A 23,604-nucleotide genomic window follows, 5' to 3' on the forward strand; every position below is an offset into this window, starting at 1 on the left:
GACTGTCAAGACTGGCACATTCGCGCCGATTGCGTATGATTCCGGGCTTGACTGCTTAGGAATCGCCCACATGTTGCCTTCTATCGAACAACGTCTTGCCCTGGAACTGAACGCCAAACCGGTGCAGGTCGCCGCCGCCATCGCCCTGTTGGACGAAGGCGCCACGGTACCCTTCATCGCCCGCTACCGGAAAGAAGCCACCGGAGGCTCGGACGACATTCAACTGCGCCTGCTCGAAGAACGGCTGCGCTACCTGCGCGAGCTGGAAGACCGCCGCGCCGCCATCGTGGCGTCGATCACCGAGCAGAACAAAATGACGCCGGAACTGTTAGATGCTGTCATGCATGCAGAAGACAAGACCCGTCTTGAAGACTTATACCTGCCATACAAGCAAAAACGCCGCACCAAGGCGCAAATCGCCATCGAGGCGGGCCTGGCGCCGCTGGCCGACGGCCTCCTGGCCAATCCGGAACTGAATCCCGAGATGGAAGCCAACAAGTTCCTGCGCGAAGCCTTCACCACCGCCGAGGGCAACAATCCGGGCGTGGCCGACACCAAGGCGGCGCTGGACGGCGCGCGCCAGATCCTGATGGAACGTTTTGCCGAAGATGCAACCTTGCTGCAATCCTTGCGCGAATACGTGCTCGATCACGGCATTGTTGAATCCAAGGTCGTCGACGGCAAGCAGGACGAAGGCGAAAAATTCGCCGACTACTTCGATTATTCCGAAACCCTAGGCACCGTGCCGTCGCACCGCGCGCTGGCCCTGCTGCGCGGCCGCCGCGAAGGCATCCTCGACGTCACGCTGCGGCTGGACACCGAAGCCGAGAAACCGAAGTGGGACGCGCCGCACAACCCGTGCGAAGGCCGCATCGCCGCCCGTTTCGGCATCAAGAACCAGGGCCGTCCGGCCGACAAATGGCTGGGCGACACCGCCCGCTGGACCTGGCGCGTGAAGAGCTTCATGCACCTGGAAACGGAACTGATGGGCGCACTGCGCGAGCGTTCCGAGCTGGACGCGATCAACGTCTTCGCCACCAACCTGAAGGCGCTGCTGCTGGCCGCGCCGGCCGGCCAGCGCGCCACCATGGGCCTGGACCCGGGCCTGCGCACCGGCGTCAAGGTGGCCGTGGTGGACGCCACCGGCAAGGTGGTCGATACCGCCGTCATCTACCCGCACCAGCCGAAGAACGACTGGGACGGCTCGCTGCACACGCTGGGCAAGCTGGCGGCCAAGCACAATGTATCGCTGATTTCGATCGGCAACGGCACCGCCTCGCGCGAAACCGACAAGCTGGCGCAGGACTTGATCAAGCAATTCCCCGATCAAAAAATGAGCAAGATCGTCGTCTCGGAAGCGGGCGCGTCGGTGTACTCGGCGTCGGAATTCGCCTCGCGCGAACTGCCGGACATGGACGTGTCGCTGCGCGGCGCGGTGTCGATCGCCCGCCGCCTGCAGGATCCGCTGGCCGAGCTGGTCAAGATCGATCCGAAATCGATCGGCGTCGGCCAGTACCAGCACGACGTCTCGCAGACCCAGCTGGCCCGCTCGCTGGACGCGGTGGTCGAGGATTGCGTGAACGCGGTCGGCGTGGACGTCAACACCGCCTCGGCGCCGCTGCTGGCGCGCGTGTCGGGGCTGTCGTCGACGGTGGCGCAGGCCATCGTCACCTACCGCGACGCGAAGGGCGCCTTCACCTCGCGCGCCGGCCTGAAAGCCGTGCCGCGCCTGGGCGACAAGACCTTCGAGCAGGCGGCCGGCTTCCTGCGCGTGATGGGCGGCGAGAATCCGCTGGACGCCTCGGCGGTGCACCCGGAATCGTATCCGCTGGTGGAAAAAATCCTCGGCGACATCAAGAAGGACATCAAGGCCGTCATCGGCGAAACCGCGCTGATCAAGACGCTGAACCCGGCCAAGTACGCCGACGACAAATTCGGCGTGCCGACCATCACCGACATCCTGAAGGAGCTGGAGAAGCCGGGCCGCGATCCGCGTCCCGAGTTCACCACCGCCACCTTCAAGGAAGGCGTGGAGGAAATCCGCGACCTGCGCCCGGACATGATTTTGGAAGGCGTCGTCACCAACGTGGCGGCCTTCGGCGCCTTCGTCGACATCGGCGTGCACCAGGACGGCCTGGTGCACATCTCGGCGCTGTCGAACACCTTCGTCAAGGATCCGCACACGGTGGTCAAGGCCGGCCAGGTGGTCAAGGTGAAAGTGCTGGAAGTGGACGAGAAGCGCAAGCGCATCGCCCTGACCATGCGCCTGAGCGACAGCGCGCCGCAAGCCGGCTCGCAGCCGCAGCAGCGCGGCGACCGCAACGACCGCAAGAGCATGGGCCAGCACCAGAAGCAGGCCGCCAAGTCCGAGCCTGTCGGCGGCAGCATGGCGGCGGCGTTCGCCAAGCTGCGCGGCTGATCCAACGGCCATAAAAATACCGGTGCCGGCATTTTCTTATAAAATGACGGCATCTATTTACATCTTTTCACTGAGGCAGCTATGAGCGACGTACAAACCTGGATCAAAGAAACCGTGACCAACACCCCGGTGGTGCTGTTCATGAAGGGCACCGCCCAGTTCCCGCAATGCGGCTTTTCCGGCCGCGCCATCCAGATCCTGAAAGCTTGCGGCGTTGAGAACATCGCCACCGTGAACGTGCTGGAAGATCCGGAAGTGCGCCAAGGCATCAAGGACTACTCGAACTGGCCGACCATCCCCCAGCTCTACGTCAAGGGCGAGTTCATCGGCGGTTCGGACATCATGAACGAGATGTTCGAGTCGGGCGAGCTGAAGGCCTTGCTGGATGCCTGATCGGCCGCAGCGGATCATTATCGCCATCACCGGCGCCACGGGCGCGGTGTATGGCGTGCGTCTGCTGCAACAGTTGCAACATACCGCCGGCGTGGAGACGCATCTGATCGTCTCCGACGCCGCGGTCCTCACGCTGCACCAGGAAACCGGCCTGCAGCGGCGCGAAGTCGAAGCGCTGGCCCACGTGGTGCACAAGGTGCGCGACGTCGGCGCCTCGATCGCCAGCGGTTCTTTCCAGTCGGATGGGATGATCGTCGCGCCATGCTCGATGAAGACGCTGGCGTCCGTGGCGCACGGCCTGTCGGACAACCTGGTCGCGCGCGCGGCCGACGTGGTGCTCAAGGAGCGCCGCCGGCTGGTGCTGATGGTGAGGGAAACGCCGTTCAACCTGGCGCACTTGCGCAATATGACGGCGGTGACGGAAATGGGCGGGATCATCTTCCCGCCGCTGCCCAGCTTTTATCACAACCCGCAAAGCATTGCGGAGATGGTCGACCACACGGTCGGCCGGGTCATCGATTTGTTCGGCATCGAGCATGCGTTGGCCCCGCGCTGGAACGGCATGAAGCCCGTCAGCGTATCCAACTAAGTCCAGCCGTACTGCCCCTGCTGCTTCAGCCTAGCGTTTATCGAACTGCGATCCGCTAGCTTTTTTCAAATCCCGTGCTTCCTCGACCATGCGGCGGTGGGCAATGCGCTTGCGCATTACTTCCGCGTGCTGGGCGGCGGTCATCGGGGGGGCGGTCATCAAATCTTTTAGCTGCGCGACGTTGCTGTAGTTACTTTTCATAAGACGGCTCAAAAGCTGGACTCCCGAAGTAAATGCTGCGCATCAGCGGTGCTGACCACCTATTGTGCCTCAAATCCATGTCGAAACTATGACAATTCGTAAAGCCTGCGAAAATAAAAAGGGCGCCCCCTTGGGAGCGCCCTATCCGAACAAAAACTGGTTGAAGCGTGAAACTAGTTTCACATGGAAACACTCTAAACGTCAGCCACAAACGGTAAAAATAACTCCGTAGTAGTACGTAAAATGACTACTTTTGGTAGTTAATCCGCACCAGCATGCGGATAAATTCGCGTGCAATCTGGCGGTGATGCTCGTCCAGGCGTTGCAAATCGGCGATTAACTTGACGTCGGCCGACTCGAAGCGCGACAGGCCGTTGCCGCCTTCGCCGGCCGGCGCATCGGCTTCGGCGCCGCCAAAGCGCAGCCATTCGGCCGGCACGCCCAGCCACTGGGCGATCATGCGCAGCTTTTCCTGGGTCGGAATCGCCTCGCCTACCAGCCATTTGCGGGCGGCGTGGACGGTGATGGGTCGGCCATCGAAGCGGATATTGAATTCCCGCGCCAATCGAGTCGGGCTGTCGGGGGAGTAGTGGGCGTTTTTGAGAGCCTGTTGCAAGCGCTGGCTAAAGCTTTCGCGTTCATTAGAAGAATTCATAATTGCACTATTTCACGTTGCGTCATGAAAGTCAGTCTCTTGTTTTTAAGACTTGATTGTGACGTGATGGGATTTTTTAATTAACACTTTATCCTCTGTAAGTGCAAGCGCGCCTTACCGGCTGCGCCGAACTATATTCGGTTTCCCGCAGCAAAACAAAGCCAAGACTTGGCGCCATTTTCAGCGGAAATAGTGAAGTTATTACAATAACACTACTGCTAGTTTACGGCCAGACTTTAAGCGTTACTTGAGGCGGAAGCGTATGATGCCGTCGGCCCCTGTTTCACGGCGCACGATACCGTCGTGCCACAATTTGTGCAGGTGGGCCAGCGCCTCGCCCAGCGCAAAGCCAAGCTGGTGGGCGTCCAGCGGCCGTTTGAACATCAGCGGCACGATGTCGGCCGCCGACTGCCAGCCGCCGCAGGCGTCGACCACCTCGGCCAGCCGCTCGGCATGATGTTGTTGCAATTGTGCAATACGCGTATGCAGTCCGCGGAAAGGCTTGCCGTGCGAGGGCAAGACCAATACATCGTTCGGCAAGTCAACAAACTTGGCCAATGAATCCAGATACAGCGTCAACGGGTTCGATTCCGGCTCGACGGCGAAAACCGACACATTGGTGGAGATGCGCGGCAGCACCATATCGCCGGCGATCAGCACATTGAGCGCCGCGCAATACAGCGACGCGTGCTCGGGAGCATGGCCGAAGCCGGTGATGACCTGCCATTGATGGTCGCCAATTGCGACCAACTGTCCATCCTGGATGCGGGTGTAGGCCGTTGGTACCGACGGTACCAGCGTCGGATAGTAATTCTTCCGGCCGGCCATCTTTTCCAGCATGTCGCGATCGCGCAGGCCGTGGCGCTGGAAGTGCGGCAGCGCCGCCGGGCCGTCCACGCCAGGCAGGGCGGCCGACATCATGCGCGCGAACGCGTATTCGCCGGTGGTGGTCCACAGCGGCGCGTCCCAGCGGCGGCACAGCCAGTCGGCCAGGCCGATGTGGTCGGGATGGCAATGGGTGGCGAACACGCGCCGCAGCGGCAAGCCGTCCAGGCCGGTCTCGAACACGGTTTCCCAGGCCGCGCGGGTGGCGTCGCCGGCCACGCCGCAGTCGACCGCGCTCCAGCCGTCGCCGTCGCGCAGCAGCCAGAGGTTGATATGATCGAGCGCAAACGGCAGCGGCATGCGCAGCCAGCGCAGGCTAGGGACGATCTCGTGCGCGGCGCCGGCGGCAGGGATGGTGTCGCCCAGCGGGTAGTCCAGTTGCGATTCGAGCAGGTTCATATTTGTTCTCTCCGATGGGCAGGCGCGCTACAATGCGATTGACGTTGACGTAAACGGAAATTGTACGACTTTACCGCACACCCTGAGATGCCCACCACCTACACCATTACCGAACTGGCCCGTGAATTCGACATCACGGCGCGCGCGATCCGCTTTTACGAAGACCAGGGCTTGCTGAGCCCGTCCCGCGAAGGCGCGGGCGGCCGCAACCGGGTCTACACGCCGCGCGACCGCACCCGCCTCAAGCTGACCCTGCGCGGCAAGCGCCTGGGGCTGTCGCTGTCGGAGATCAAGAGCCTGGTCGACATGTACGAATCGCCGAAAGACACCAGCGCCCAGATGAACCGCTTCCTGGGCGTGCTGGCCCAGCACCGCGAGACGCTGGAACAGCAGCGCGAGGACATCGAAATGTCGCTGGCCGAGATCACCGCCCACGAAGACGAATGCAAGCGCCTGCTGGCGGCCATCGGCGAGGGCGCCTGAGCTTACTTTACGTTTACGTTAACGTCACACCCGCGTATTATTGACGCTTCAATCAAAACACAAGAATGAGGACGACATGCTCCATCTCCCAGGCCTGACCTTTGACCACGGCGAAGACATCGCCGCCCTGCGCGAAGCCGTGCAACAGTTCGCCGCCGTGGAAATCGCCCCGCGCGCCGCCGAAATCGACCGCAGCGACCAGTTCCCGATGGATCTGTGGCGCAAGATGGGCGATCTGGGCGTGCTCGGCATCACCGTCGGCGAAGAATACGGCGGCGCCAACATGGGCTACCTGGCCCACATCGTCGCGATGGAAGAAATCTCGCGCGCGTCGGCCTCGGTCGGCCTGTCCTACGGCGCCCACTCGAATCTGTGCGTCAACCAGATCAAGCGCAACGGCACCGAAGAGCAAAAACAAAAATACCTGCCGAAACTGATTTCCGGCGAACACGTCGGCGCACTGGCGATGTCCGAGCCGAACGCCGGTTCCGACGTGGTCAGCATGAAGCTGCGCGCCGACTTCAAGGGCGACCGCTGGGTGCTGAACGGCACAAAGATGTGGATCACCAACGGCCCCGACGCCGACGTGCTGGTGGTCTACGCCAAGAACGACCTGGAAGCCGGCCCGAAAGGCATGACCGCCTTCCTGATCGAAAAAGGCTTCAAGGGCTTCTCCGTGGCCCAGAAGCTCGACAAGCTGGGCATGCGCGGCTCCCACACCGGCGAGCTGGTGTTCGAAGATTGCGAAGTACCGGCCGAGAACGTGCTGGGCGGCCTGGGCAAGGGCGTCAACGTGCTGATGTCCGGCCTGGACTTCGAGCGCACCGTGCTGTCCGGCGGCCCGCTGGGCATCATGCAGGCTTGCATGGATGCTGTGGTGCCCTACATCCACGACCGCAAGCAATTCGGCCAGCCGATCGGCGAGTTCCAGCTGATGCAGGGTAAGATTGCGGACATGTACTCGACCATGATGGCGTGCAAGGCATATGTGTACGCCGTCGGTCAGGCCTGCGACCGGGCCAAAACCCCGGAAGCGGTCCGCCAGTTGCGCAAGGATGCAGCGGGAGCCATTTTGTATAGCGCAGAAAAAGCGACCTGGATGGCCGGCGAGGCGATCCAGACGCTGGGCGGCAACGGCTACATCAACGAGTATCCGGTTGGCCGCCTGTGGCGCGACGCCAAGTTGTATGAAATCGGCGCCGGCACCAGCGAAATCCGCCGCATGCTGATCGGCCGCGAACTGTTCGCGGAAACCAAGTAAGCATGGCGTGTGCGTGGGCTGGCCCGGAGGCTGTATTCCGCTGATAGCCAGCTAACGCACACCAGGGCTGACCCATGATCCAGGCTGCTTTCCCCAAACTGCTGCGCTCGCAGATCGCGTTCGACATCGCCCGCACCATCCGCGACGGTTTCGACAAGCACTACCGCTTGTTCCGCCAGACCAGCCAGCGGGCGCGGCAGCTGTTCGAGCAGGGCGCCTGGGGCGAATCGCAGCGGGTCGCGCGCGAGCGCATCGGCTTCTACGACCAGCGCGTGCAGGAATGCGTGCACACGCTGGAAGACGAGTACGACCCGGCCGAGCTGACCGATGAAGTGTGGCGCGAACTCAAGCTGCACTACATCGGCATGCTGTCCGACCACAAGCAGCCGGAGCTGGCCGAAACCTTCTTCAATTCGGTCTGCTGCAACATCCTGCACCGCAGCTACTTCCACAACGAATTCATCTTCGTGCGCCCGGTGGTCTCCACCGAGTACATCGAGACCGAGGAAATCGCGCCGACCTACCGCGTCTACTACCCGGGCACCGACGGCCTGCACTACACGCTCAAGCGCGTCATCACCAACTTCCAGCTGGCGACCAGGTTCGCCAACCTGACGCGCGACGTGGCGCAGATCGAAGGCCGCTTGCGCACGCTGTTCGGCGGCATCAAGCTGGAGCCCAACCACCAGATCCATGTGCTGTCGAGCCTGTTCTTCCGCAACAAGGGCGCCTACATCGTCGGCAAGGGCATCAACGGCAACAAGGAATACCCCTTCGTCGTGCCCATCCTGCACAACAAGCACGGCGAGCTGATCCTCGACACGGTGCTGTTCGACCACGAGCAGATCACCATCCTGTTCTCGTTCACGCGCGCCTACTTCCTGGTCGACATGGAAGTGCCGTCGGCCTATGTGCAGTTCCTGCGCACGCTGCTGCCGCGCAAGCCGCGCAGCGAGATCTACACCATCCTCGGCCTGCAGAAGCAGGGCAAGACGCTGTTCTACCGCGACTACCTGCAGCACCTCAAGCATTCGTCCGACCTGTTCGACATCGCGCCCGGCATCCGCGGCCTGGTGATGCTGGTGTTCGCGCTGCCATCCTTCCCGTACGTGTTCAAGGTCATCAAGGATTTCTTCCCGTCGCCGAAGGAAACCACGCGCGCGCTGATCAAGGAAAAATACCTGCTGGTCAAACACCACGACCGCGTCGGCCGCATGGCCGACACGCTGGAGTATTCCAACGTCGCCTTCCCGCGCCACCGCTTCAGCGAAGAGCTGATCGCCGAGCTCAGGCACTTCGCGCCGTCGCTGCTGGAAGAAGAGGGCGACCAGCTGATCATCAAGCACCTGTACATCGAGCGCCGCATGGTGCCGCTGAACATGTGGCTGACCAACGCCGACCAGGACAACGACGAAGTCCAGATCGAACACGGCGTGCTGGAGTATGGCAACGCCATCAAGGAACTGGTGGCGGCCAACATCTTCCCCGGCGATATGCTGTACAAGAACTTCGGCGTCACGCGCCACCAGCGCGTGGTGTTCTACGACTACGACGAAATCGAATACATCACCGACTGCAATTTCCGCGTGATCCCGGAAGCCCGCACGGAAGAAGAGGAAATGGCCTCCGAACCGTGGTACCCGATCGGCAAATACGACGTCTTCCCCGAGCAGTTCGGCCGCTTCCTGCTGGGGAACGCCAAGATCCGAAAATATTTTATGAAGCACCACAGCGACCTGCTGACGCAGGCGTGGTGGCAGGCGCGCAAGCAGCGCATCCTCGACGGCTACGTGGAAGACGTGTTCCCGTATCCGCAACACATCCGTTTTTGCAATCAGCACACCACCCCACCGGCGGCGATCCAGCCGCCATTTATGGAGACCTTAGAAAATGAATGATCCTATCGTAATCGTCGGTGCAGCCCGCACCCCCATGGGCGCCTTCCAGGGCGACTTCTCCGGCAAGGCCGCGCACGACCTGGGCGCAGTCGCGATCCAGGCCGCCGTCGAACGCTCCGGCATCGATGGCAAGCTGGTCGAGCACGTCTACTTCGGCAACTGCCTGATGGCGGGCCAGGGCCAGGCGCCTGCGCGCCAGGCGCTGTTGAAGGCCGGCCTGCCGACTTCGACCGGCGCCGTGACCCTGTCCAAGATGTGCGGCTCGGCCATGCAGGCCGCGATCTTCGCCCACGACCAGCTGGTCGCGGGCAGCGCCGAAGTGGTGATCGCCGGCGGCATGGAATCGATGACCAACGCGCCCTACCTGGTGCCGAAGGCGCGCGGCGGCTACCGCATCGGCCACGGCATGCTGTTCGACCACATGATGTACGACGGCCTGGAAGACGCCTACTCGCGCAACGAGAAAACCGGCGAAGGCCGCTCGATGGGCACCTTCGCCGAAGAGTGCTCGGCCAAGTACGAGTTCACTCGCGAAGCGCAGGACAACTTCGCCATCGAATCGGTCAAGCGCGCACAGGTCGCCACCAAGGAAGGCTGGTTCAAGTGGGAAATCGCGCCCGTCACCGTCAGCAGCCGCGCCGGCGACACCGTCATCGACCAGGATGAAGGCCCGCTCAAGGCCAAGGTCGAAAAGATCCCGACGCTGCGCGCCGCGTTCAAGAAAGACGGCACCATCACCGCCGCCTCGTCGTCGTCGATCAACGACGGCGCCGCCGCGCTGGTCATGATGCGCGAATCGACCGCCAAGAAACTGGGCGCCACCATCATCGCCAAGATCCACGGCCACGCCACCTTCGCGCAGGAACCCAACCTGTTCACCACCGCACCGATCGGCGCGGTCGAAAAGCTGTACAAGAAAATCGGCTGGGGCAGCAAGGACGTCGATCTGTTCGAGATCAACGAAGCGTTTGCCGCCGTGCCGATGGCCGCCATGCGCGACCTCGACATCCCGCACGACAAGGTCAACATCCACGGTGGCGCCTGCGCGCTGGGCCACCCGATCGGCGCATCCGGCGCGCGCATCATCGTCACCCTGATCGGCGCGCTGAAACGCACCGGCGGCAAGAAGGGTGTGGCGGCGCTGTGCATCGGCGGCGGCGAGGCGACCGCGATGGCGATCGAGCTGGTGTAAGCGGATGGCGACGGCACTGATCATCGGCGCCTCGCGCGGCATCGGCCTGGAACTGGCGCGCCAGTACCTGGCCGACGGCTGGCGCGTGATCGCCACCGCGCGCAAGGCGGAAGATGTGGACACGCTGTCCGCCATGGGCGCCGAAGCCCATGGGCTGGACGTGACCAATGTCGAAGCCGTGGCCGGCCTGGGCTGGAAGCTGGACGGCGAGGAGCTCAACGTGGCCATCCTCAACGCCGGCGTGTACGGCCCGCGCCATGAAGGCTTCCCGCTGCAGTCGGACTTCGACAGCGTGATGCACACCAACGTGCTGGCGGCGATGCGGCTGCTGCCCATCATCGCGCCGATGGTGTGCGCGGTGCGCGGCAAGCTGGCGGTGGTGTCGTCGAGAATGGGTTCGCTGAGCGAGCGCGGCAATCCTGTCGGATCGCTGTACCGCGCCAGCAAGGCGGCGCTGAACTCGGTGCTGATCGACACCGCGCTGACCTTCGGCAAGCAGGGCGCCACCTGCGTCGCCCTGCATCCGGGCTGGGTACGCACGGACATGGGCGGCAGCGAGGCCGATCTGTCGGTGGAGGAAAGCGCTGCCGGCATCCGCGCAACGCTGGCGGCGCTACCCGCGTCCGAGCTGGCGGTATATCGCGACTACGATGGCACAAGCATCGGTTGGTGATTCAATAACGATAAACGAGACTATATGATACTGAGCGAAGAACACGAAATGATACGCGACGCCCTGCGCACCTTTGCGCGGGAGCGCCTGGCGCCCAACGCGGCCCGCTGGGACAAGGAACATCACTTCCCGAAAGAGGAGTTGAAGGAGCTGGCCGCGCTGGGTGCGTTCGGCGTCGCGGTGCCGGAGGCGCTGGGCGGCGCCGGCATGGATTACGTGTCGCTCGCCTTGGTATTGGAAGAGATCGCGGCGGGCGATGGCGGCACGTCCACCATCATCTCCGTCAACAACTGCCCGGTGTGCAGCATCGCCATGATGTATGCCAACGACAAGCAGAAAGAGCAGTGGCTGCGTCCGCTGGCACAGGGCGAGATGCTGGGCGCCTTCTGCCTGACCGAGCCGCACACCGGCAGCGACGCCGCCGCCCTGCGCACCACCGCCACGCGCGACGGCGACGAGTATGTGATCAACGGCGTCAAGCAGTTCATCACCAGCGGCAAGTATGCGGACGTGGCCATCGTCATGGCCGTCACCGACAAGGCGGCCGGCAAGAAGGGCATCAGCGCCTTCTGGGTGCCGACCTCGGCGCCGGGCTACATCGTGGCCGGGCTGGAGCAGAAGATGGGCCAGCACTCGTCGGATACGGCGCAGATCCTGTTCGAGAACTGCCGCATTCCGGCCGAGAATTTGATCGGTGAAGAAGGCCAGGGTTACAAGATCGCTTTGTCGGGACTGGAAGGCGGCCGCATCGGCATCGCCTCGCAGGCGGTGGGCATGGCGCGCGCGGCGTATGAGGCGGCGCTGGCGTATGCAAGGGATCGCGAGAGTTTCGGCAAGCCGATCTTCGAGCACCAGGCGGTGCAGTTCCGTTTGTCGGATATGGCGACGCAGATCGAAGCGGCCCGCCAGCTGATCCGCCATGCGGCGTCGATGAAGGATGCGGGTTTGCCGTGTTTGAAGGAAGCGGCGATGGCCAAGCTGTTCGCCTCCGAGATGGCGGAGAAGGTTTGCTCCGACGCCATCCAGGTCCACGGCGGCTACGGCTACGTGTCGGACTTCCCGGTGGAGCGCATCTACCGCGACGTGCGCGTGTGCCAGATCTACGAAGGCACCAGCGACATCCAGAAACTGCTGATCGCCCGCGCGCTGTAACACTCCGGGGTCAAGTCTGACATTTGGACACGAGCTCTGCTCTAAGCAGCGCTTACGGTGGAGGTCGTGTCCAAATGTCAGACTTGACCCCCGGTTTAGGTTTTGACTGTGGCGCGTTCGCCGATCGCATAGAAGGTGCCTCCGGCGATGTAGTGCAGGCTGCGCCAGCGCGGATCTGCCGTTTCGAATTCCCAATGGCCGTTGCGGAACACGCGGACATCGGCCCAGGCCGATACCACCTCGCCGATGAACAGGTCGTAGGTCTGCTGGTTGTGCGGCTCCGGGACCACTTTGCAGATCAGCCAGCCAGAACAACCCGCCACCAGCGGCGTCTCGTGGCCCTCCACGTGGAAGATCTCCACGCCGCATTGCGCCAGCTTGTCCGGCGTGTCGGCCAGGCTCTTGCTGCCGACCGCGTACGTCAAATCGATCTGCGCCATGTTCGGCACCTGGATCGCGAAATACCCGCTCTGCTCCACCAACCCGCGCGTGCTGGTCGCCTTGTCCAGCACCACCGTGATCTTCGGCGGCATGAAATCCAGCGCGCACGACCATGCCGCCGCCATCACGTCGGTCACGCCGCCGTGCGTGGCCGACACCAGCACCGTCGGGCCGTGGTTCAACAGACGGTAGGCTTTTTCCAGCGTCACCGGAAGAATATGTTCGTCCATGCATCCCCCTCAAAAATTCAAGCGCAAGGCCAGGGCCGCCAGCGTCACCAGCAACACCGGCAAGGTCAGGCAGATGCCGACGCGGAAATAGTAGCCCCACGATATGCGCACGCCCTTGTTCGCCAGCACATGCAGCCACAGCAGCGTGGCCAGGCTGCCGATGGGCGTGATCTTCGGCCCCAGGTCGCTGCCGATGACGTTGGCATACACCATGGCCTCGCGCACCGCGCCCTGCGCCGTGGTGGCGTCGATGGACAGCGCGCCGATCAGCACCGTCGGCAGGTTGTTCATGATCGACGACAGGATGGCCGTGATGATGCCGGTGCCCATCGCCGCACCCCAGACGCCATGCTGCGCGCAGGCGTTGAGCGCGGCCGTCAGGTAGTCGGTCAATCCGGCGTTGCGCAAGCCGTACACCACCAGGTACATGCCCAGCGAGAACACCACGATCTGCCACGGCGCATTGCCGATGACCTCGCGCGTGGAAATGCGATGGCCGCGCGCCGCCACCACCAGCAGCATGACCGCGCCGACGGCGGAAGTGGCGCTGATCGGCACGCCCAGATCCTCCAGCCAGAAGAAGCCGATCAGCAACAAGCCCAACACCCACCAGCCGGTGATGAAGGTCGCGCGGTCATGGATCGCGTCTTCAGGACGCTTGACCTGCGCCATGTCGTAGTCGGCCGGGATATCGCGGCGGAAGAACCACAGCAGCACCGCCAGCGTGGCCGCCACGGCGACAAAATTCACCGGCACCATCACCGCCGCATAGCGCGCGAAGCTGACGTTGAAGTAGTCCGCCGAAACGATGTTGACTAGGTTGGACACCACCAGCGGCAAGCTGGCCGTGTCGGCGACGAAGCCGGCCGCCATCACGAAGGCCAGCGTGGCCTTGCCCGAGAACTTCAGCTCGCGCAGCATGGCGATGACGATGGGCGTGAGGATCAGCGCCGCGCCGTCATTGGCGAACAGCGCCGACACCGCCGCGCCCAGCAGCACGAACATCGAGAACAGCAGCTTGCCGCTGCCGCGTCCCCAGCGTGCCACGTGCAGCGCGGCCCACTCGAAGAAGCCGGCCTTGTCCAGCAACAGGCTGATGATGATGATCGCGACAAAGGTGCCGGTGGCGTTCCATACGATGTGCCACACCACAGGAATGTCGCCGACGTGGATCACGCCGGCCAGCAGCGCCACGCAGGCGCCGGCCACCGCGCTCCAGCCTATGCCCAGGCCACGCGGCTGCCAGATGACCAGGGTCAGCGTCGCCAGGAAGATCAGGAAGGCGGCCAGCATCAGGCCGCGCCCAGGCCGCCGATGCGGTCCAGCTCCAGTTTGAACGCAGGCTTGTCGGCCGCCAGCTGCGCCAGCGGCAAGGCCAGGAAAGCCTCGATGCGCGCGCGGATGATGCGGTAAGCCAGCTCGAACGCCGTCTCGATTTCTTCTTCAGTGCCGACCACATGGCTGGGATCGTCCACGCCCCAATGCGCGCGCAGCACCTGGCCCAGATAGGCGGGGCAAGTCTCGCCGGCCGCGCTGCCGCAGACGGTGATGACGATATCCGGCGTCGCCGGCAAATCGTTCCACGACTTGCTGTAGTAGCCTTCGGTGGAGATGCCCTTGCGCGCCAGCAGCGCCACCGCGCGCGGATGCAAGGCGCCCGCCGGCTGGCTGCCGGCGCTCAGCGCGCGCCAGCCTTCAGGCGCCAGATGGTTGAAAACGCCTTCGCTCAACACCGAGCGGCAGGAATTACCGGTACACAGGAAAAGAACATTCATGGGGTGCATTCGTTGACGCCGCAGGGCAGGCCGCCGCAGCAGTTTTCGGTAAGGAAGCCGATCAGGCCGTTCATGGCGCCCACCTCGGCCGTGTAGATGACGAAACGGCCATCCTGGCGCGCATCGACCATGCCCGCGTGGCTGAGCTCCTTCAAGTGGAAGGACAGCGACGATGGCGAAATCGCCAGCCGCTCGGCGATTTTGCTGGCCGCCATGCCATCCGGCCCCGCCTGCACCAGCAGCCGGAACACGGCCAGCCGGCTTTCCTGGGCCAGCGACGATAACGCCGCCAGAGCTTGTTTAGTATCCATGCGGCCATGCTAACGTAAACGATTCGACATTTCAAATAATATCGAAATGAAGAGGCAATAAAAAAAAGCCCGCATCTCAGCGGGCTTCGTTCCAATGTATTACCAATGCTTTAATCGTATGCCGGTGTCCAGTGCTATCTGCAAAGTGACTCCAGAGTCTCGGACGCCCATGCTATCTGCAAGGTGCCTCCAACGTGTAAATCGACCATCGTATCCGGAATTACAACTCCAAGTTTCGCGTCAACTGCGGTTCGGTCTTACACATATCGAACTGCGGCGCGCCTCTCGGACGTGGGACTGTTTTGCGGGATTCCTCCCGTACAACCTCAACCACGGACGTAGTGTAACACAGTTCTTTGTGCGACGCACAAATTATTTTATTTCTGTAGCTTGGGTGGTCATCGGCGTCGCTGCGCGCTGCGGGCGGTGGCGGCCGACCCGCTCGAACTCCGAAATCACCTGCGCGCCGAACAGCAGCAGCGTGGCGCCGATTTCCAGGCTGAACATGACGATGATGGCGGTGGTCATCGAGCCGTACACCACATTCACCTGCGACAAGGTTGAAAAATACCAAACCAGAATGCGGCGCGCCAGCTCCCACAGCAGCGCCGCCGTCACCCCGCCGATCAGCGCGTGCGACAGCGACAGCCGGCCCACCGGCATGACCAGATAGATCGAAGTGAGCACCAGCACCTCGCCGCCCAGGCCCAGCAGGTACAACAACACGCCGGAGACGCCGTGCAGCGACCAGCTGTAGCCGAGGAATTGCACGCTCTCCTCGCCCAGCACCTGCAAGCTGCCCGCGACCAGCGTCACCAGCAGCATGCCCACGCCCAGCGACAAGATGTAGCAGTAGGGCATGATGGCCGAGATCATGAAATGCCGCCGCCGTATCTCGACCCGGTGCTTGAAGATCACGCACATGGCGTTTTCCAGCACCGTGAAGGCCAGCGAGCTGAAGAAGATCATGCTGACCACCAGCACGCCGCCGATCAAATCGCGGTGATCGAGGAAATGCCCGACCTCGGTGACGATGGGCTTGGCCTGCCCAGGCACCAGCCAGTTCAGATAACGGCCCAGCGTGGCCAGCAGCTCGTCCTGGGCGATGAAGTGCGACAAGGCCACCACCACCAGCATCACCAGCGGCACGATGGACAGCAGCGAGTAATAGGCGACCGCGCCCGCCAGCAGCAAGCCCTGGTTGGCGCGGAAGCCCTTCAGGCATTGCAGCAGGAAGTCCAATGGGTGCGCGCTGACATGCAGCAGCGCCCTGCGGTTAAATAGGTTCATCCGCCCATTGTACGCATGGATCAGCGCGGGTTATGTGCGTCTACGTCCAGATAGCGCCAGTTGGTCAGTTCCACCGGATGGCGCCGGTAATGCCTGAGCCACGGCTGCTGCAGATCGGCGGAGATCGGATGGGTCAGCAACACCCAGGGCGTGTAGGCATGGATCAGCTGCGCCATCTCGTTGTACAGCGCGGTGCGCTGCGGGGTGTCGCCCATGCTGCGGCTCTGCTCGTAGCGCTGGTTGTAGGCCGGCAGGTTGAAACGGGCGTAGTTGGCGCGGCCGCTGTTGGGGCCGTACAGCAACTGGTAGAAATTCTCGCCGTCGGGGAAGTCGGCCACCCAGTTGGTTTCGAACATCATCACCGAGCCGAGGCGTGAGGCCTTGATGATCTCGGTTTTCTTGTCGCTCTTGAAGATGACGTTGAGGCCGATGGCGTTCAAATTCTTGCGCCACAGCTCGTCCCGCAGCCGGCCGACGGTGGACGATTCGCTGTGCATCACCAAGGTCAGCGGCTTGCCGCCGGGCTGGGTGCGGAAACCGTCGGCAGCCTTGCGGTAGCCGTAGCGGTCCAGCAGCGCGTTGGCCAGCGCGGGGTCGTAGGCGACCGGACTGCGGTAGCCCTGATCGTAGCCCAGCACGTTCGGCGGCAGCGGCGTGACGGCCGGCAGGGCCAGGCCCTTCTTCATCAGCGCCACGTCCTCGCCGCTGTTGTAGCCCAGCGCGATGGCGCGCCGCAAGGCCACCTTCTCCTTGCTGTAGCCGCCGATCAGCGGATCTTCCATGTTCATCCACATGTAGTAGGTTTGCAGCACGGGGAAGGGCGACAGCACCATGCCCTGCTTCACCAGCGCCGGTTTCAGCGTGGGCTTGAGGTCGCCGGTCAGCACCATGTCCTTCATCGATTCCGGCAGCTGTTCGAGGAAATCGAATTCGCCGTTCAGGAAGCCCAGCACGCGCGACTGGTATTCCTCGACGATCTTGATCTCGACCTGGTCCAGCAGCGGCAGGCGGCGGCCCTCGAACATCGTCGGCCGGAAATCGCGGTTGGCCAGCAGCGTGATCTGGTCGCTGTGCTTCCACCGCCCCATCAAGAAGGGGCCGCTGCCGACCGGATGGTTGCCGGCCTGCGCGCCGTAGGCCTCGATCACCTCGCGCGCGACCACGCCGGTGGACGGCGTCGCCAGGTAGAACAGGAAGTTGGGATCGGCGGCCTTGAGCTTGATACGCAGCGTGAACTTGTCCACGGCTTGCAGACCGGGGATGCTGCTGTCGTAGCTGAAGGCGGTCTTCAGCGCCTCGTCGCCGGCGATCTTGCCCTCCAGCAGAAACAACCACGGCGATTTCAATAGCGGATCGTACAGGCGCTTCAGGCTGTAGACGTAGTCCTGCGCCGTGACCTGGCGGTGCACGCCCTTGAACGCCGGGTCGGGCGTGAAGTAGACATCCTGCCGCAGATGAAAAGTAAAGCTCAAGCCATTGTCTTCCACGGTCGGCATGGCGCTCAGCGTGTTGGCTTGCAGCTTGACGGGGCGGGCCAGGTAGTCGTAGCGCAGCAGCGGATCGAACAGGTTTTCCAGCAGGCTGAGGCTGGCGATATCGGAAGCCACCGCCGGGTCGAGGCCGGTCTCGCCGGTGCTGAGGAAGGCGTGCAGGACTTTGGGCGCGGAGCCGCTGGCGGCGACCGGCGCAGCAGCGGCCGGCAACGCGCTCAACACCAGCGCCAGCAGGGCTGCGGCATAACTTTTGGGCATCAGGTCCCTTCCACATCGCATACGTAAAGCGGCAGCTTATAACTTTTTTCACCGGCTTACCCGCTATACTTTGCAAATCGCCCACTGCTTTCAGGAAAATCTCTACCCATGTCGCTCAATTACATCTGGTCCGGCTTCTTCCTGGTCGGCTTTGCGGCCGCGCTGGCGCAGTTCCTGCTGACGGGCGACACCGAGATCTTCAAGCGCATCATCGACGGCACCTTCGACTCCGCCAAGGCCGGTGTGATGGACATCGCGCTGCCGCTGGCCGGCGTGATGACGCTGTGGCTGGGCATCATGAACATCGGCGAGAAAGCCGGCGCCATCGACCTGCTGGCGCGGCTGATCGCGCCGTTCTTCTCGCGCATCTTCCCCGGCGTGCCGAAGAACCACCCGGCCACCGGCCACATGGTGATGAACTTCTCGGCCAACCTGCTGGGCCTGGACAACGCCGCCACGCCGTTCGGCCTGAAGGCCATGGAAAGCCTGCAAACCCTCAACCCCAGCAAGGACGAGCCGACCGACGCGCAGATCATGTTCCTGGTGCTGCACACCTCGGGCCTGACCCTGATCCCGCTGGCCATCATGGCGCAGCGCTCCATCCTGGGCGCGGCCGATCCGTCCGACATCTTCATCCCCTGCATGATCGCGACCTATGTGGCCACCGTGACCGGCATCATCGCCGTCGCCATCCGCCAGCGCATCAACCTGTTCAACGGCGTGGTGCTCAGCTGGCTGGGCGGGATGACGGCAGCCATCGCCGGCATGGTCTTCTACTTCACGCACTACCTGACCAAGATCGAGATCGAACTGTTCTCCAAGGTCTTCAGCAACCTGGTGCTGATGGTGGTGATCGCCGGCTTCATCATCGGCGCGCTGCGGCGCAAGGTCAATGTGTATGAGGCGTTTATCGAAGGCGCCAAGGGCGGCATCCAGACTTCGATCACCGTGATCCCCTATCTGGTCGGCATGCTGGTGGCGATCAGCGTGATCCGCAACGCCGGCGTGTTCACCTTCGTCGTGGAGGGCTTCAGCTGGCTGTTCGGCCACCTGGGCTTCAACACCGATTTCGTGCCGTCGCTGCCGACCGCGCTGATGAAGCCGCTCAGCGGCAGCGCCGCCAAGGCCATGATGATCGACACCATGCGCACCTACGGCGTGGATTCGTTTGTCGGCCGCCTGGCCTGCGTGTTCAACGGCTCGGCCGACACCACCTTCTACATCGTCGCGCTGTACTTCGGCTCGGTGGGCATACGCAAGACGCGCTACGCGATTTCCTGCGGCCTGATCGCCGACCTGGCCGGCGTGATCGCCGCCATCTTCGTCTCCTACCTCTTCTTCCATTGAACAGGGCCGCCATGCTTCGTCGCCTCATCCTCGCCGCGCTGCTTGCCGCCGGCACCGCCCACGCCGAACTGCCGGAACCCATCAGCGCCCTGCTGCAAGCGGCGCACATTCCGCCGGAAGGCGCCGGCATCGTCGTCATGCGCGGCGACGCCACGCTGGTCTCGCACAACGCCCAGCAGAGCATGCAGCCGGCATCGACCATGAAGCTGTTCACCACGCTGACGGCGCTGGAGCAACTGGGGCCGGCCTTCCGCGCACGCACCGAATTCCGCACCAGCGCCGAAGTGGTCAACGGCGTGCTGCAAGGCGACCTGGTCCTGCGCGGCGGCGCCGATGTCGACCTGAACGAGGACGTGCTGCTGCACATGCTGCAAGCGCTGCGCAACCAGGGCATCCAGAAGATCAAGGGCGACGTGATCCTCGACCGCCAGCTGTTCCAGCCGGCGCGGCCCGATGTGGGGCAGCCGCCGTTCGACGAGTACCCATGGGCCTACTACAACGTGATCCCCGATGCGCTGCTGACCGGCACCAATCTGCTGAAAGTGGAAATGCGCTCGACCGGCAGCAAGGTGGGGCTGGTGGTGATGCCGGAGATGGACAAGGTCGGCATCCGCTCGGAGATGAAGCTCAGCGATGCGCCGTGCGCGTCGTGGGAGCAGGGCTGGCGTTCGCCGGACGCCTCGCGCCATGGCGACAAGATCGACGTGGTGCTGCATGGCAGCTTCCCTAAGAATTGCAGCAAGTCGACCAGCGTCGACGTGCTGGACCACCACGACTACCTGGAACGCCTGCTGCGCGCCACCTGGCGCAAGCTGGGCGGGAGCATCAGCGGCGAGGTGCGCGAGGCCGCCGCGCCGGCCGCGCCCGCGATGCCGGCCGCGCCGGCCGCCAGCGCCACGCCAGCCATCCCGGCCGCTGATGGCGACGCTCCGGCCGCGGCGGTTTCCGCATCCGCGGCGGCGTCCGCTCCGGCCACGCGCCTGCTGGCCGAACACGTCTCCCGCCCGCTGCCGGAAATCCTCCGCGACATCAACAAATTCTCCGACAACACCCTGGCCCGCACGGTGTTCCTGATGCTGGGCAGCCTGGAAGCCGACCCCGTGCTGGGCAGCCGCCCGCTCCCGCCCGACGGCAACCTGGCCAGCACCCCGATGCGCGCAGAAAGCGCGATCCGCGCCTGGCTGCAAACCCAGCGCATCGACGCCAACGGCCTGGTCTTCGACAACGGTTCCGGCCTGTCGCGCACCGAGCGCGCCACGCCGGCGCAGCTGGCCGGCGTGCTGCAGGCCGGCCTGAAGAGCCTGTGGATGCCCGAGTTCCTGTCCAGCCTGCCGATCGCCGCCACCGACGGCACCATGCGCAAGCGCCTGAAGGACAGCCCGGCCGCCCTGCGCGCCCGCATCAAGACCGGCAGCCTGAAAAGCGTGATCGCCATCGCCGGCTACGTCACCGACGCCAACAACCAGCCCTGCATCGTGGTCGCCATCCTGAACGACGAACACGTCGCCAACGGCGCGGGCCGCACCGTGCTGGACGGTGTTATCGACTGGGTGGCCCGCTCCAGGTAAGCCGAGCATCCATCAAGCCAGCAGCTCGATGGACCGTCCTTCCCGCGCCGAATCGCTGATCGCCTGCGCCACTTGCACATCGCGCAGGCTATCCTCGGGGGCATTGCGGCCAAAGGGCCCGCCCCAGGCCAGATCGATGAACGCGTGGGCCTGCGACACAAACGCATCCGGCGCCTCGGCAAACTCATACGTATCGATTTCATTGCCGTGCGAGACCCGCAGGCAACCGTTATCCATTTCCGTCGGCTGCAACTCCATCACGCCCTCGGTGCCGACGATGGTCAGCCGCCATGCGTCGCAACTGCCCGGCTTGACATAGCCGGCCAGCATCGAGCACATGACCTCGTTCGGAAACTGCAGATGCGCGACGCAGGTCTCCTCGCGCACATGATGGGCAGCGGTATGCTTGATGCGATTGGCAAAGGCCGAGACCCGCAGCGGTTCGCCCAACATCCACCGCAAGGGATTGATGAAGGTATAGCTCATGTGGGTCAAAGGCATGCCCCCGCTGGCCGCCTGGTTGTAGTACCAGCTGTCCGGATCGCCATCCCACAAGGCCATCGATTGCACGGCAATCGGCCGGCCGATGCGTCCGGCATGCAGCAATGCCTTCGCGGTTTCCCACACCGCCTTGTAGCGCGCCTCGAAACCGCACTCGACCGGCACCCCGGCCTGCCGTGCCGAGCGCAGTATCGCCTCGCCGCCCTGCACGGAAGCGGCCAGCGGGCCGCCGATCAGCGTGGGCAGCCCCTGTCCGATAGCCCATAACACCAGTTCATCCTGGCCTTGATGCGGCACTTCGATCAGCACGGCATCCGGCTCGCAGTCGAGCAGGCGGCGGTAATCGTCGTAGCAATGCGTGCAGTCCAGCGCCGCGCCCATGGCCTGCGCACTGGACAGCCGGCGCGCGGCGATGCCCACGATCTGCGCCCGCCCGGTGGCGGCAAACGCCCGCGAGCGGCGCCCCGCCATCATGCCGGCGCCGATGACCGCCAGACGCAGCATGCGGCTCATGTGATGCCGCCGTCAGACGGCGCCCGCAAGCGGACGGTATTGCGAAACACCGTCCAGCGCGGATCGAAGATGAACCGCACCATCAATTGCAGGCGGGAAGAAAATCCGGCCTGGCCGGCATAGAACTCGGGCGCGATGCGGCGCAGGCGGGGCAGCCGGTTCCAGGGGATATTGGGAAAGTCATGATGCTCGATGTGGTAGCCGAAATTGCACTCGAAGACATTGGCCCAGCCGGTGAAATTATTCGTCTCCTGGCCGTCGGCGACGACGAAATGCTCTTGCACCACACGCGTGCCCAGCGGATGGAAGCCCAGCGCAAAAAAAATCGACAACCCCAGGTACAGCAAGGCCTGCCAGCCGAGCAGCTGCACGATCAGCATATCCACCGCGAGCTGGAGCGCGGCATTGAACACCATCCAGCCGCTCCAATAGGCTTTGGTCTCCGGGAACTTACGCGTCCTCAACGCCTGGACGATGGAAAAGAAAGCCAGCCACGCGGCCTTGCGCCACGCGCTGTTGCCGACCCACACAGCCTCGGCCTCCGTCGGCACGCCGACGTCGCGCTCATAATCGCCCAGGCCGCGATGGTGCCAGAGGTGATAGCGGAAAAACGGTACGGCGCTCCACATGACCAGCGGCAGATTGGCGCAACAGGCGGCCAGATGATTGGCCGCGCGCCCGCGCAGGATCAGCAAATGGCTGGCGTCGTGAATCATCGCGAACAGGCAGGCGGCGACATAGGCGCCGGCCAGCCACGCCAGCAGCAGCATCTGCCACCACGCGGCCTGCTGCGCCAGCGACGCCAGGCCCAGCTGCAAAGCCACCAGCGCGGCCGTCAATCCCAACGACCACGGGTTGGGCCCGAACAGGCCGCGTATCTGCGGATGGGCGCGCAACATGTCCCTGCGCCTTTGTATGTGCGGGTCACGGCGTTGCGTGACGACGAACAGCTCAGGCATTTTGGGGGTCGGCTGCGACATGGTCCGCATGCTCGACATCCACCCCGGCCACGGTGCGGCGGATGCTGATCAGGGTGAAATACGCCAGCGGCACCAGATTGGGCACCAGCAGCCAATTGCCGTTCAGGTCAGGCCGCAACAGGGCGAAGCCGCCCACCACCAGCCACAGCGCGAGGAAGGCAAAGGAAAACACCCGGAACTTTTTGACGCGCAAAGGGTGCACCACTTTGATCGGCACGCAGGTCAGCACACACAGCACGGCGACGATGGCCGCAGCCGCCGTCGGCGACACTGGAAAGCGATACAGATAGAACACCGCGATATTCCAGAACGCAGGAAAGCCGACGAAGTAGCCGTCCTCGGTCTTGATGTCGAGGTTGCAGTAGTGATGCAGCGCCGTCACCAGGATGGCGGCCGCGCCGGCAATGCGCAGCGATTCCGGCAGGATCGTCGAGTGGCACAGCACCAGCGCCGGCACGATGACGAAGGTCAGGTAGTCCACCAGCAGATCGAGCGTGCTGCCGTCGAAGCGGGGCAGCACGGTCTTGATGCGTATCAGGCGGGCGATCGGGCCATCGACGGCATCGATCACCAGCGCCAGCAGCAGCCAGCCGAACACCACCTGCCAATCGCCTTGTTCCACCGCGAGCAGGGCCAGCAGGCCCAGCACGACGCCACTGGCGGTGAACGCGTGCACGCACCAGGCAAACCAACGCAT

At 63.7% G+C, this 23,604-nt stretch carries 23 protein-coding genes; 11 read left to right on the forward strand and 12 right to left on the reverse strand.

The window, feature by feature from the left end; translation table 11 throughout:
- Nucleotides 1-70: 70 nt before the first annotated feature.
- The 3 genes from DUGA2_RS05740 to DUGA2_RS05750 all read left to right on the forward strand — a co-directional run bounded on the left by DUGA2_RS05740 (nt 71) and on the right by DUGA2_RS05750 (nt 3,401).
- Complete coding sequence (locus tag DUGA2_RS05740; RefSeq protein ID WP_070267844.1) at nt 71-2,419, forward strand: Tex family protein; 2,349 nt, start codon at nt 71-73, stop codon at nt 2,417-2,419.
- Nucleotides 2,420-2,500: 81 nt separating this feature from the next.
- A complete protein-coding gene (gene grxD / locus DUGA2_RS05745; RefSeq protein ID WP_008443113.1) occupies nt 2,501-2,812 on the forward strand; it encodes a Grx4 family monothiol glutaredoxin in 312 nt (103 codons plus the stop codon).
- The gene (locus DUGA2_RS05750; protein ID WP_070267846.1) at nt 2,805-3,401 is read left to right on the forward strand and encodes a UbiX family flavin prenyltransferase; all 597 of its coding nucleotides are present in this window, start codon (nt 2,805-2,807) and stop codon (nt 3,399-3,401) included. Before grxD ends, DUGA2_RS05750 begins: the two co-directional genes overlap by 8 nt.
- A 30-nt stretch (nt 3,402-3,431) precedes the next feature.
- Here DUGA2_RS05750 and DUGA2_RS33980 read toward each other — a convergent pair whose 3' ends face one another.
- The 3 genes from DUGA2_RS33980 to DUGA2_RS05760 all read right to left on the reverse strand — a co-directional run bounded on the left by DUGA2_RS33980 (nt 3,432) and on the right by DUGA2_RS05760 (nt 5,541).
- Entirely contained in the window at nt 3,432-3,602 is a 171-nt protein-coding gene (locus tag DUGA2_RS33980) for a hypothetical protein (protein ID WP_008443115.1), read from the reverse strand.
- 247 nt (nt 3,603-3,849) lie between these two features.
- Nucleotides 3,850-4,257, reverse strand: a complete 408-nt coding sequence (locus DUGA2_RS05755; protein ID WP_008443116.1) for a hypothetical protein — start codon at nt 4,255-4,257, stop codon at nt 3,850-3,852.
- Between the two features lie 243 nt (nt 4,258-4,500).
- A complete protein-coding gene (locus tag DUGA2_RS05760; protein ID WP_070267847.1) occupies nt 4,501-5,541 on the reverse strand; it encodes an MBL fold metallo-hydrolase in 1,041 nt (346 codons plus the stop codon).
- 87 nt (nt 5,542-5,628) lie between these two features.
- Here DUGA2_RS05760 and DUGA2_RS05765 point away from each other — a divergent pair, with 87 nt between their 5' ends.
- From DUGA2_RS05765 to DUGA2_RS05790, 6 genes are all read left to right on the forward strand, one after another.
- Complete coding sequence (locus DUGA2_RS05765; protein ID WP_070267849.1) at nt 5,629-6,024, forward strand: MerR family DNA-binding transcriptional regulator; 396 nt, start codon at nt 5,629-5,631, stop codon at nt 6,022-6,024.
- Between the two features lie 76 nt (nt 6,025-6,100).
- The gene (locus DUGA2_RS05770; RefSeq protein WP_070267851.1) at nt 6,101-7,285 is read left to right on the forward strand and encodes an isovaleryl-CoA dehydrogenase; all 1,185 of its coding nucleotides are present in this window, start codon (nt 6,101-6,103) and stop codon (nt 7,283-7,285) included.
- 74 nt (nt 7,286-7,359) lie between these two features.
- Entirely contained in the window at nt 7,360-9,183 is a 1,824-nt protein-coding gene (gene aceK, locus DUGA2_RS05775; RefSeq protein ID WP_070267855.1) for a bifunctional isocitrate dehydrogenase kinase/phosphatase, read from the forward strand.
- The gene (locus DUGA2_RS05780) at nt 9,176-10,375 is read left to right on the forward strand and encodes an acetyl-CoA C-acyltransferase (protein ID WP_070267857.1); all 1,200 of its coding nucleotides are present in this window, start codon (nt 9,176-9,178) and stop codon (nt 10,373-10,375) included. Before aceK ends, DUGA2_RS05780 begins: the two co-directional genes overlap by 8 nt.
- A 4-nt stretch (nt 10,376-10,379) precedes the next feature.
- Nucleotides 10,380-11,048: an SDR family oxidoreductase gene (locus tag DUGA2_RS05785; RefSeq protein WP_070267859.1), complete on the forward strand. Its 669-nt coding sequence runs from the start codon at nt 10,380-10,382 to the stop codon at nt 11,046-11,048.
- Between the two features lie 24 nt (nt 11,049-11,072).
- On the forward strand, nt 11,073-12,200 hold the full coding sequence (locus DUGA2_RS05790) for an acyl-CoA dehydrogenase family protein (RefSeq protein ID WP_070267860.1): 1,128 nt from the start codon (nt 11,073-11,075) through the stop codon (nt 12,198-12,200).
- Between the two features lie 95 nt (nt 12,201-12,295).
- Here the strand turns inward: DUGA2_RS05790 and DUGA2_RS05795 are convergent, their stop codons facing one another.
- The 6 genes from DUGA2_RS05795 to DUGA2_RS05820 all read right to left on the reverse strand — a co-directional run bounded on the left by DUGA2_RS05795 (nt 12,296) and on the right by DUGA2_RS05820 (nt 17,998).
- Nucleotides 12,296-12,871, reverse strand: a complete 576-nt coding sequence (locus tag DUGA2_RS05795; protein ID WP_070267862.1) for a flavin reductase family protein — start codon at nt 12,869-12,871, stop codon at nt 12,296-12,298.
- A 9-nt stretch (nt 12,872-12,880) separates the two neighbouring features.
- Nucleotides 12,881-14,164, reverse strand: a complete 1,284-nt coding sequence (locus DUGA2_RS05800; RefSeq protein ID WP_070267863.1) for an arsenic transporter — start codon at nt 14,162-14,164, stop codon at nt 12,881-12,883.
- Nucleotides 14,164-14,646 (reverse strand): arsenate reductase ArsC, encoded by a 483-nt coding sequence (locus DUGA2_RS05805; protein ID WP_070267864.1) that lies wholly within the window; start codon nt 14,644-14,646, stop codon nt 14,164-14,166. The genes DUGA2_RS05800 and DUGA2_RS05805 overlap by 1 nt, the downstream gene beginning before the upstream one ends.
- A complete protein-coding gene (locus DUGA2_RS05810) occupies nt 14,643-14,957 on the reverse strand; it encodes a helix-turn-helix transcriptional regulator (RefSeq protein ID WP_070267868.1) in 315 nt (104 codons plus the stop codon). Before DUGA2_RS05810 ends, DUGA2_RS05805 begins: the two co-directional genes overlap by 4 nt.
- 372 nt (nt 14,958-15,329) lie before the next feature.
- On the reverse strand, nt 15,330-16,247 hold the full coding sequence (locus DUGA2_RS05815; RefSeq protein ID WP_070267870.1) for a YihY/virulence factor BrkB family protein: 918 nt from the start codon (nt 16,245-16,247) through the stop codon (nt 15,330-15,332).
- A gap of 20 nt (nt 16,248-16,267) precedes the next feature.
- Nucleotides 16,268-17,998 carry an ABC transporter substrate-binding protein gene (locus tag DUGA2_RS05820; protein ID WP_070267872.1) on the reverse strand — a complete coding sequence of 577 codons (1,731 nt, stop codon included), beginning with the start codon at nt 17,996-17,998 and terminating at the stop codon, nt 16,268-16,270.
- A gap of 108 nt (nt 17,999-18,106) precedes the next feature.
- On the opposite strand from DUGA2_RS05820, the gene DUGA2_RS05825 reads away from it, so the two are divergent.
- Nucleotides 18,107-19,345 carry a nucleoside recognition domain-containing protein gene (locus DUGA2_RS05825; RefSeq protein WP_070267873.1) on the forward strand — a complete coding sequence of 413 codons (1,239 nt, stop codon included), beginning with the start codon at nt 18,107-18,109 and terminating at the stop codon, nt 19,343-19,345.
- Nucleotides 19,346-19,356: 11 nt separating this feature from the next.
- Nucleotides 19,357-20,913 carry a D-alanyl-D-alanine carboxypeptidase/D-alanyl-D-alanine-endopeptidase gene (locus tag DUGA2_RS05830; protein ID WP_070267874.1) on the forward strand — a complete coding sequence of 519 codons (1,557 nt, stop codon included), beginning with the start codon at nt 19,357-19,359 and terminating at the stop codon, nt 20,911-20,913.
- Between the two features lie 12 nt (nt 20,914-20,925).
- On the opposite strand, the gene DUGA2_RS05835 is transcribed toward DUGA2_RS05830, so the two are convergent.
- Genes DUGA2_RS05835 through DUGA2_RS05845 form a run of 3 tightly spaced genes read right to left on the reverse strand, consistent with a single transcriptional unit; the run spans nt 20,926 to nt 23,604 of the window.
- Nucleotides 20,926-21,927 carry a Gfo/Idh/MocA family protein gene (locus DUGA2_RS05835; protein WP_070267875.1) on the reverse strand — a complete coding sequence of 334 codons (1,002 nt, stop codon included), beginning with the start codon at nt 21,925-21,927 and terminating at the stop codon, nt 20,926-20,928.
- The gene (locus DUGA2_RS05840; RefSeq protein ID WP_083296223.1) at nt 21,924-22,925 is read right to left on the reverse strand and encodes a fatty acid desaturase; all 1,002 of its coding nucleotides are present in this window, start codon (nt 22,923-22,925) and stop codon (nt 21,924-21,926) included. The genes DUGA2_RS05835 and DUGA2_RS05840 overlap by 4 nt, the downstream gene beginning before the upstream one ends.
- Nucleotides 22,879-23,604: a phosphatidylcholine/phosphatidylserine synthase gene (locus tag DUGA2_RS05845; protein ID WP_168167766.1), complete on the reverse strand. Its 726-nt coding sequence runs from the start codon at nt 23,602-23,604 to the stop codon at nt 22,879-22,881. Before DUGA2_RS05845 ends, DUGA2_RS05840 begins: the two co-directional genes overlap by 47 nt.

This window comes from Duganella sp. HH101 (assembly GCF_001758795.1).
In the GTDB taxonomy this organism is placed as follows: domain Bacteria; phylum Pseudomonadota; class Gammaproteobacteria; order Burkholderiales; family Burkholderiaceae_D; genus Rugamonas; species Rugamonas rivuli.

What these genes read in the sequence shown, in the direction of transcription:
- DUGA2_RS05740 (WP_070267844.1), top strand. Translation starts at nt 71, where the DNA reads ATGTTGCCTTCTATCGAACAACGTCTTGCCCTGGAACTGAACGCCAAA.
- grxD (WP_008443113.1), top strand. Translation starts at nt 2,501, where the DNA reads ATGAGCGACGTACAAACCTGGATCAAAGAAACCGTGACCAACACCCCG.
- DUGA2_RS05750 (WP_070267846.1), top strand. Translation starts at nt 2,805, where the DNA reads ATGCCTGATCGGCCGCAGCGGATCATTATCGCCATCACCGGCGCCACG.
- DUGA2_RS33980 (WP_008443115.1), bottom strand. Translation starts at nt 3,602, where the DNA reads ATGAAAAGTAACTACAGCAACGTCGCGCAGCTAAAAGATTTGATGACC.
- DUGA2_RS05755 (WP_008443116.1), bottom strand. Translation starts at nt 4,257, where the DNA reads ATGAATTCTTCTAATGAACGCGAAAGCTTTAGCCAGCGCTTGCAACAG.
- DUGA2_RS05760 (WP_070267847.1), bottom strand. Translation starts at nt 5,541, where the DNA reads ATGAACCTGCTCGAATCGCAACTGGACTACCCGCTGGGCGACACCATC.
- DUGA2_RS05765 (WP_070267849.1), top strand. Translation starts at nt 5,629, where the DNA reads ATGCCCACCACCTACACCATTACCGAACTGGCCCGTGAATTCGACATC.
- DUGA2_RS05770 (WP_070267851.1), top strand. Translation starts at nt 6,101, where the DNA reads ATGCTCCATCTCCCAGGCCTGACCTTTGACCACGGCGAAGACATCGCC.
- aceK (WP_070267855.1), top strand. Translation starts at nt 7,360, where the DNA reads ATGATCCAGGCTGCTTTCCCCAAACTGCTGCGCTCGCAGATCGCGTTC.
- DUGA2_RS05780 (WP_070267857.1), top strand. Translation starts at nt 9,176, where the DNA reads ATGAATGATCCTATCGTAATCGTCGGTGCAGCCCGCACCCCCATGGGC.
- DUGA2_RS05785 (WP_070267859.1), top strand. Translation starts at nt 10,380, where the DNA reads ATGGCGACGGCACTGATCATCGGCGCCTCGCGCGGCATCGGCCTGGAA.
- DUGA2_RS05790 (WP_070267860.1), top strand. Translation starts at nt 11,073, where the DNA reads ATGATACTGAGCGAAGAACACGAAATGATACGCGACGCCCTGCGCACC.
- DUGA2_RS05795 (WP_070267862.1), bottom strand. Translation starts at nt 12,871, where the DNA reads ATGGACGAACATATTCTTCCGGTGACGCTGGAAAAAGCCTACCGTCTG.
- DUGA2_RS05800 (WP_070267863.1), bottom strand. Translation starts at nt 14,164, where the DNA reads ATGCTGGCCGCCTTCCTGATCTTCCTGGCGACGCTGACCCTGGTCATC.
- DUGA2_RS05805 (WP_070267864.1), bottom strand. Translation starts at nt 14,646, where the DNA reads ATGAATGTTCTTTTCCTGTGTACCGGTAATTCCTGCCGCTCGGTGTTG.
- DUGA2_RS05810 (WP_070267868.1), bottom strand. Translation starts at nt 14,957, where the DNA reads ATGGATACTAAACAAGCTCTGGCGGCGTTATCGTCGCTGGCCCAGGAA.
- DUGA2_RS05815 (WP_070267870.1), bottom strand. Translation starts at nt 16,247, where the DNA reads ATGAACCTATTTAACCGCAGGGCGCTGCTGCATGTCAGCGCGCACCCA.
- DUGA2_RS05820 (WP_070267872.1), bottom strand. Translation starts at nt 17,998, where the DNA reads ATGCCCAAAAGTTATGCCGCAGCCCTGCTGGCGCTGGTGTTGAGCGCG.
- DUGA2_RS05825 (WP_070267873.1), top strand. Translation starts at nt 18,107, where the DNA reads ATGTCGCTCAATTACATCTGGTCCGGCTTCTTCCTGGTCGGCTTTGCG.
- DUGA2_RS05830 (WP_070267874.1), top strand. Translation starts at nt 19,357, where the DNA reads ATGCTTCGTCGCCTCATCCTCGCCGCGCTGCTTGCCGCCGGCACCGCC.
- DUGA2_RS05835 (WP_070267875.1), bottom strand. Translation starts at nt 21,927, where the DNA reads ATGAGCCGCATGCTGCGTCTGGCGGTCATCGGCGCCGGCATGATGGCG.
- DUGA2_RS05840 (WP_083296223.1), bottom strand. Translation starts at nt 22,925, where the DNA reads ATGTCGAGCATGCGGACCATGTCGCAGCCGACCCCCAAAATGCCTGAG.
- DUGA2_RS05845 (WP_168167766.1), bottom strand. Translation starts at nt 23,604, where the DNA reads ATGCGTTGGTTTGCCTGGTGCGTGCACGCGTTCACCGCCAGTGGCGTC.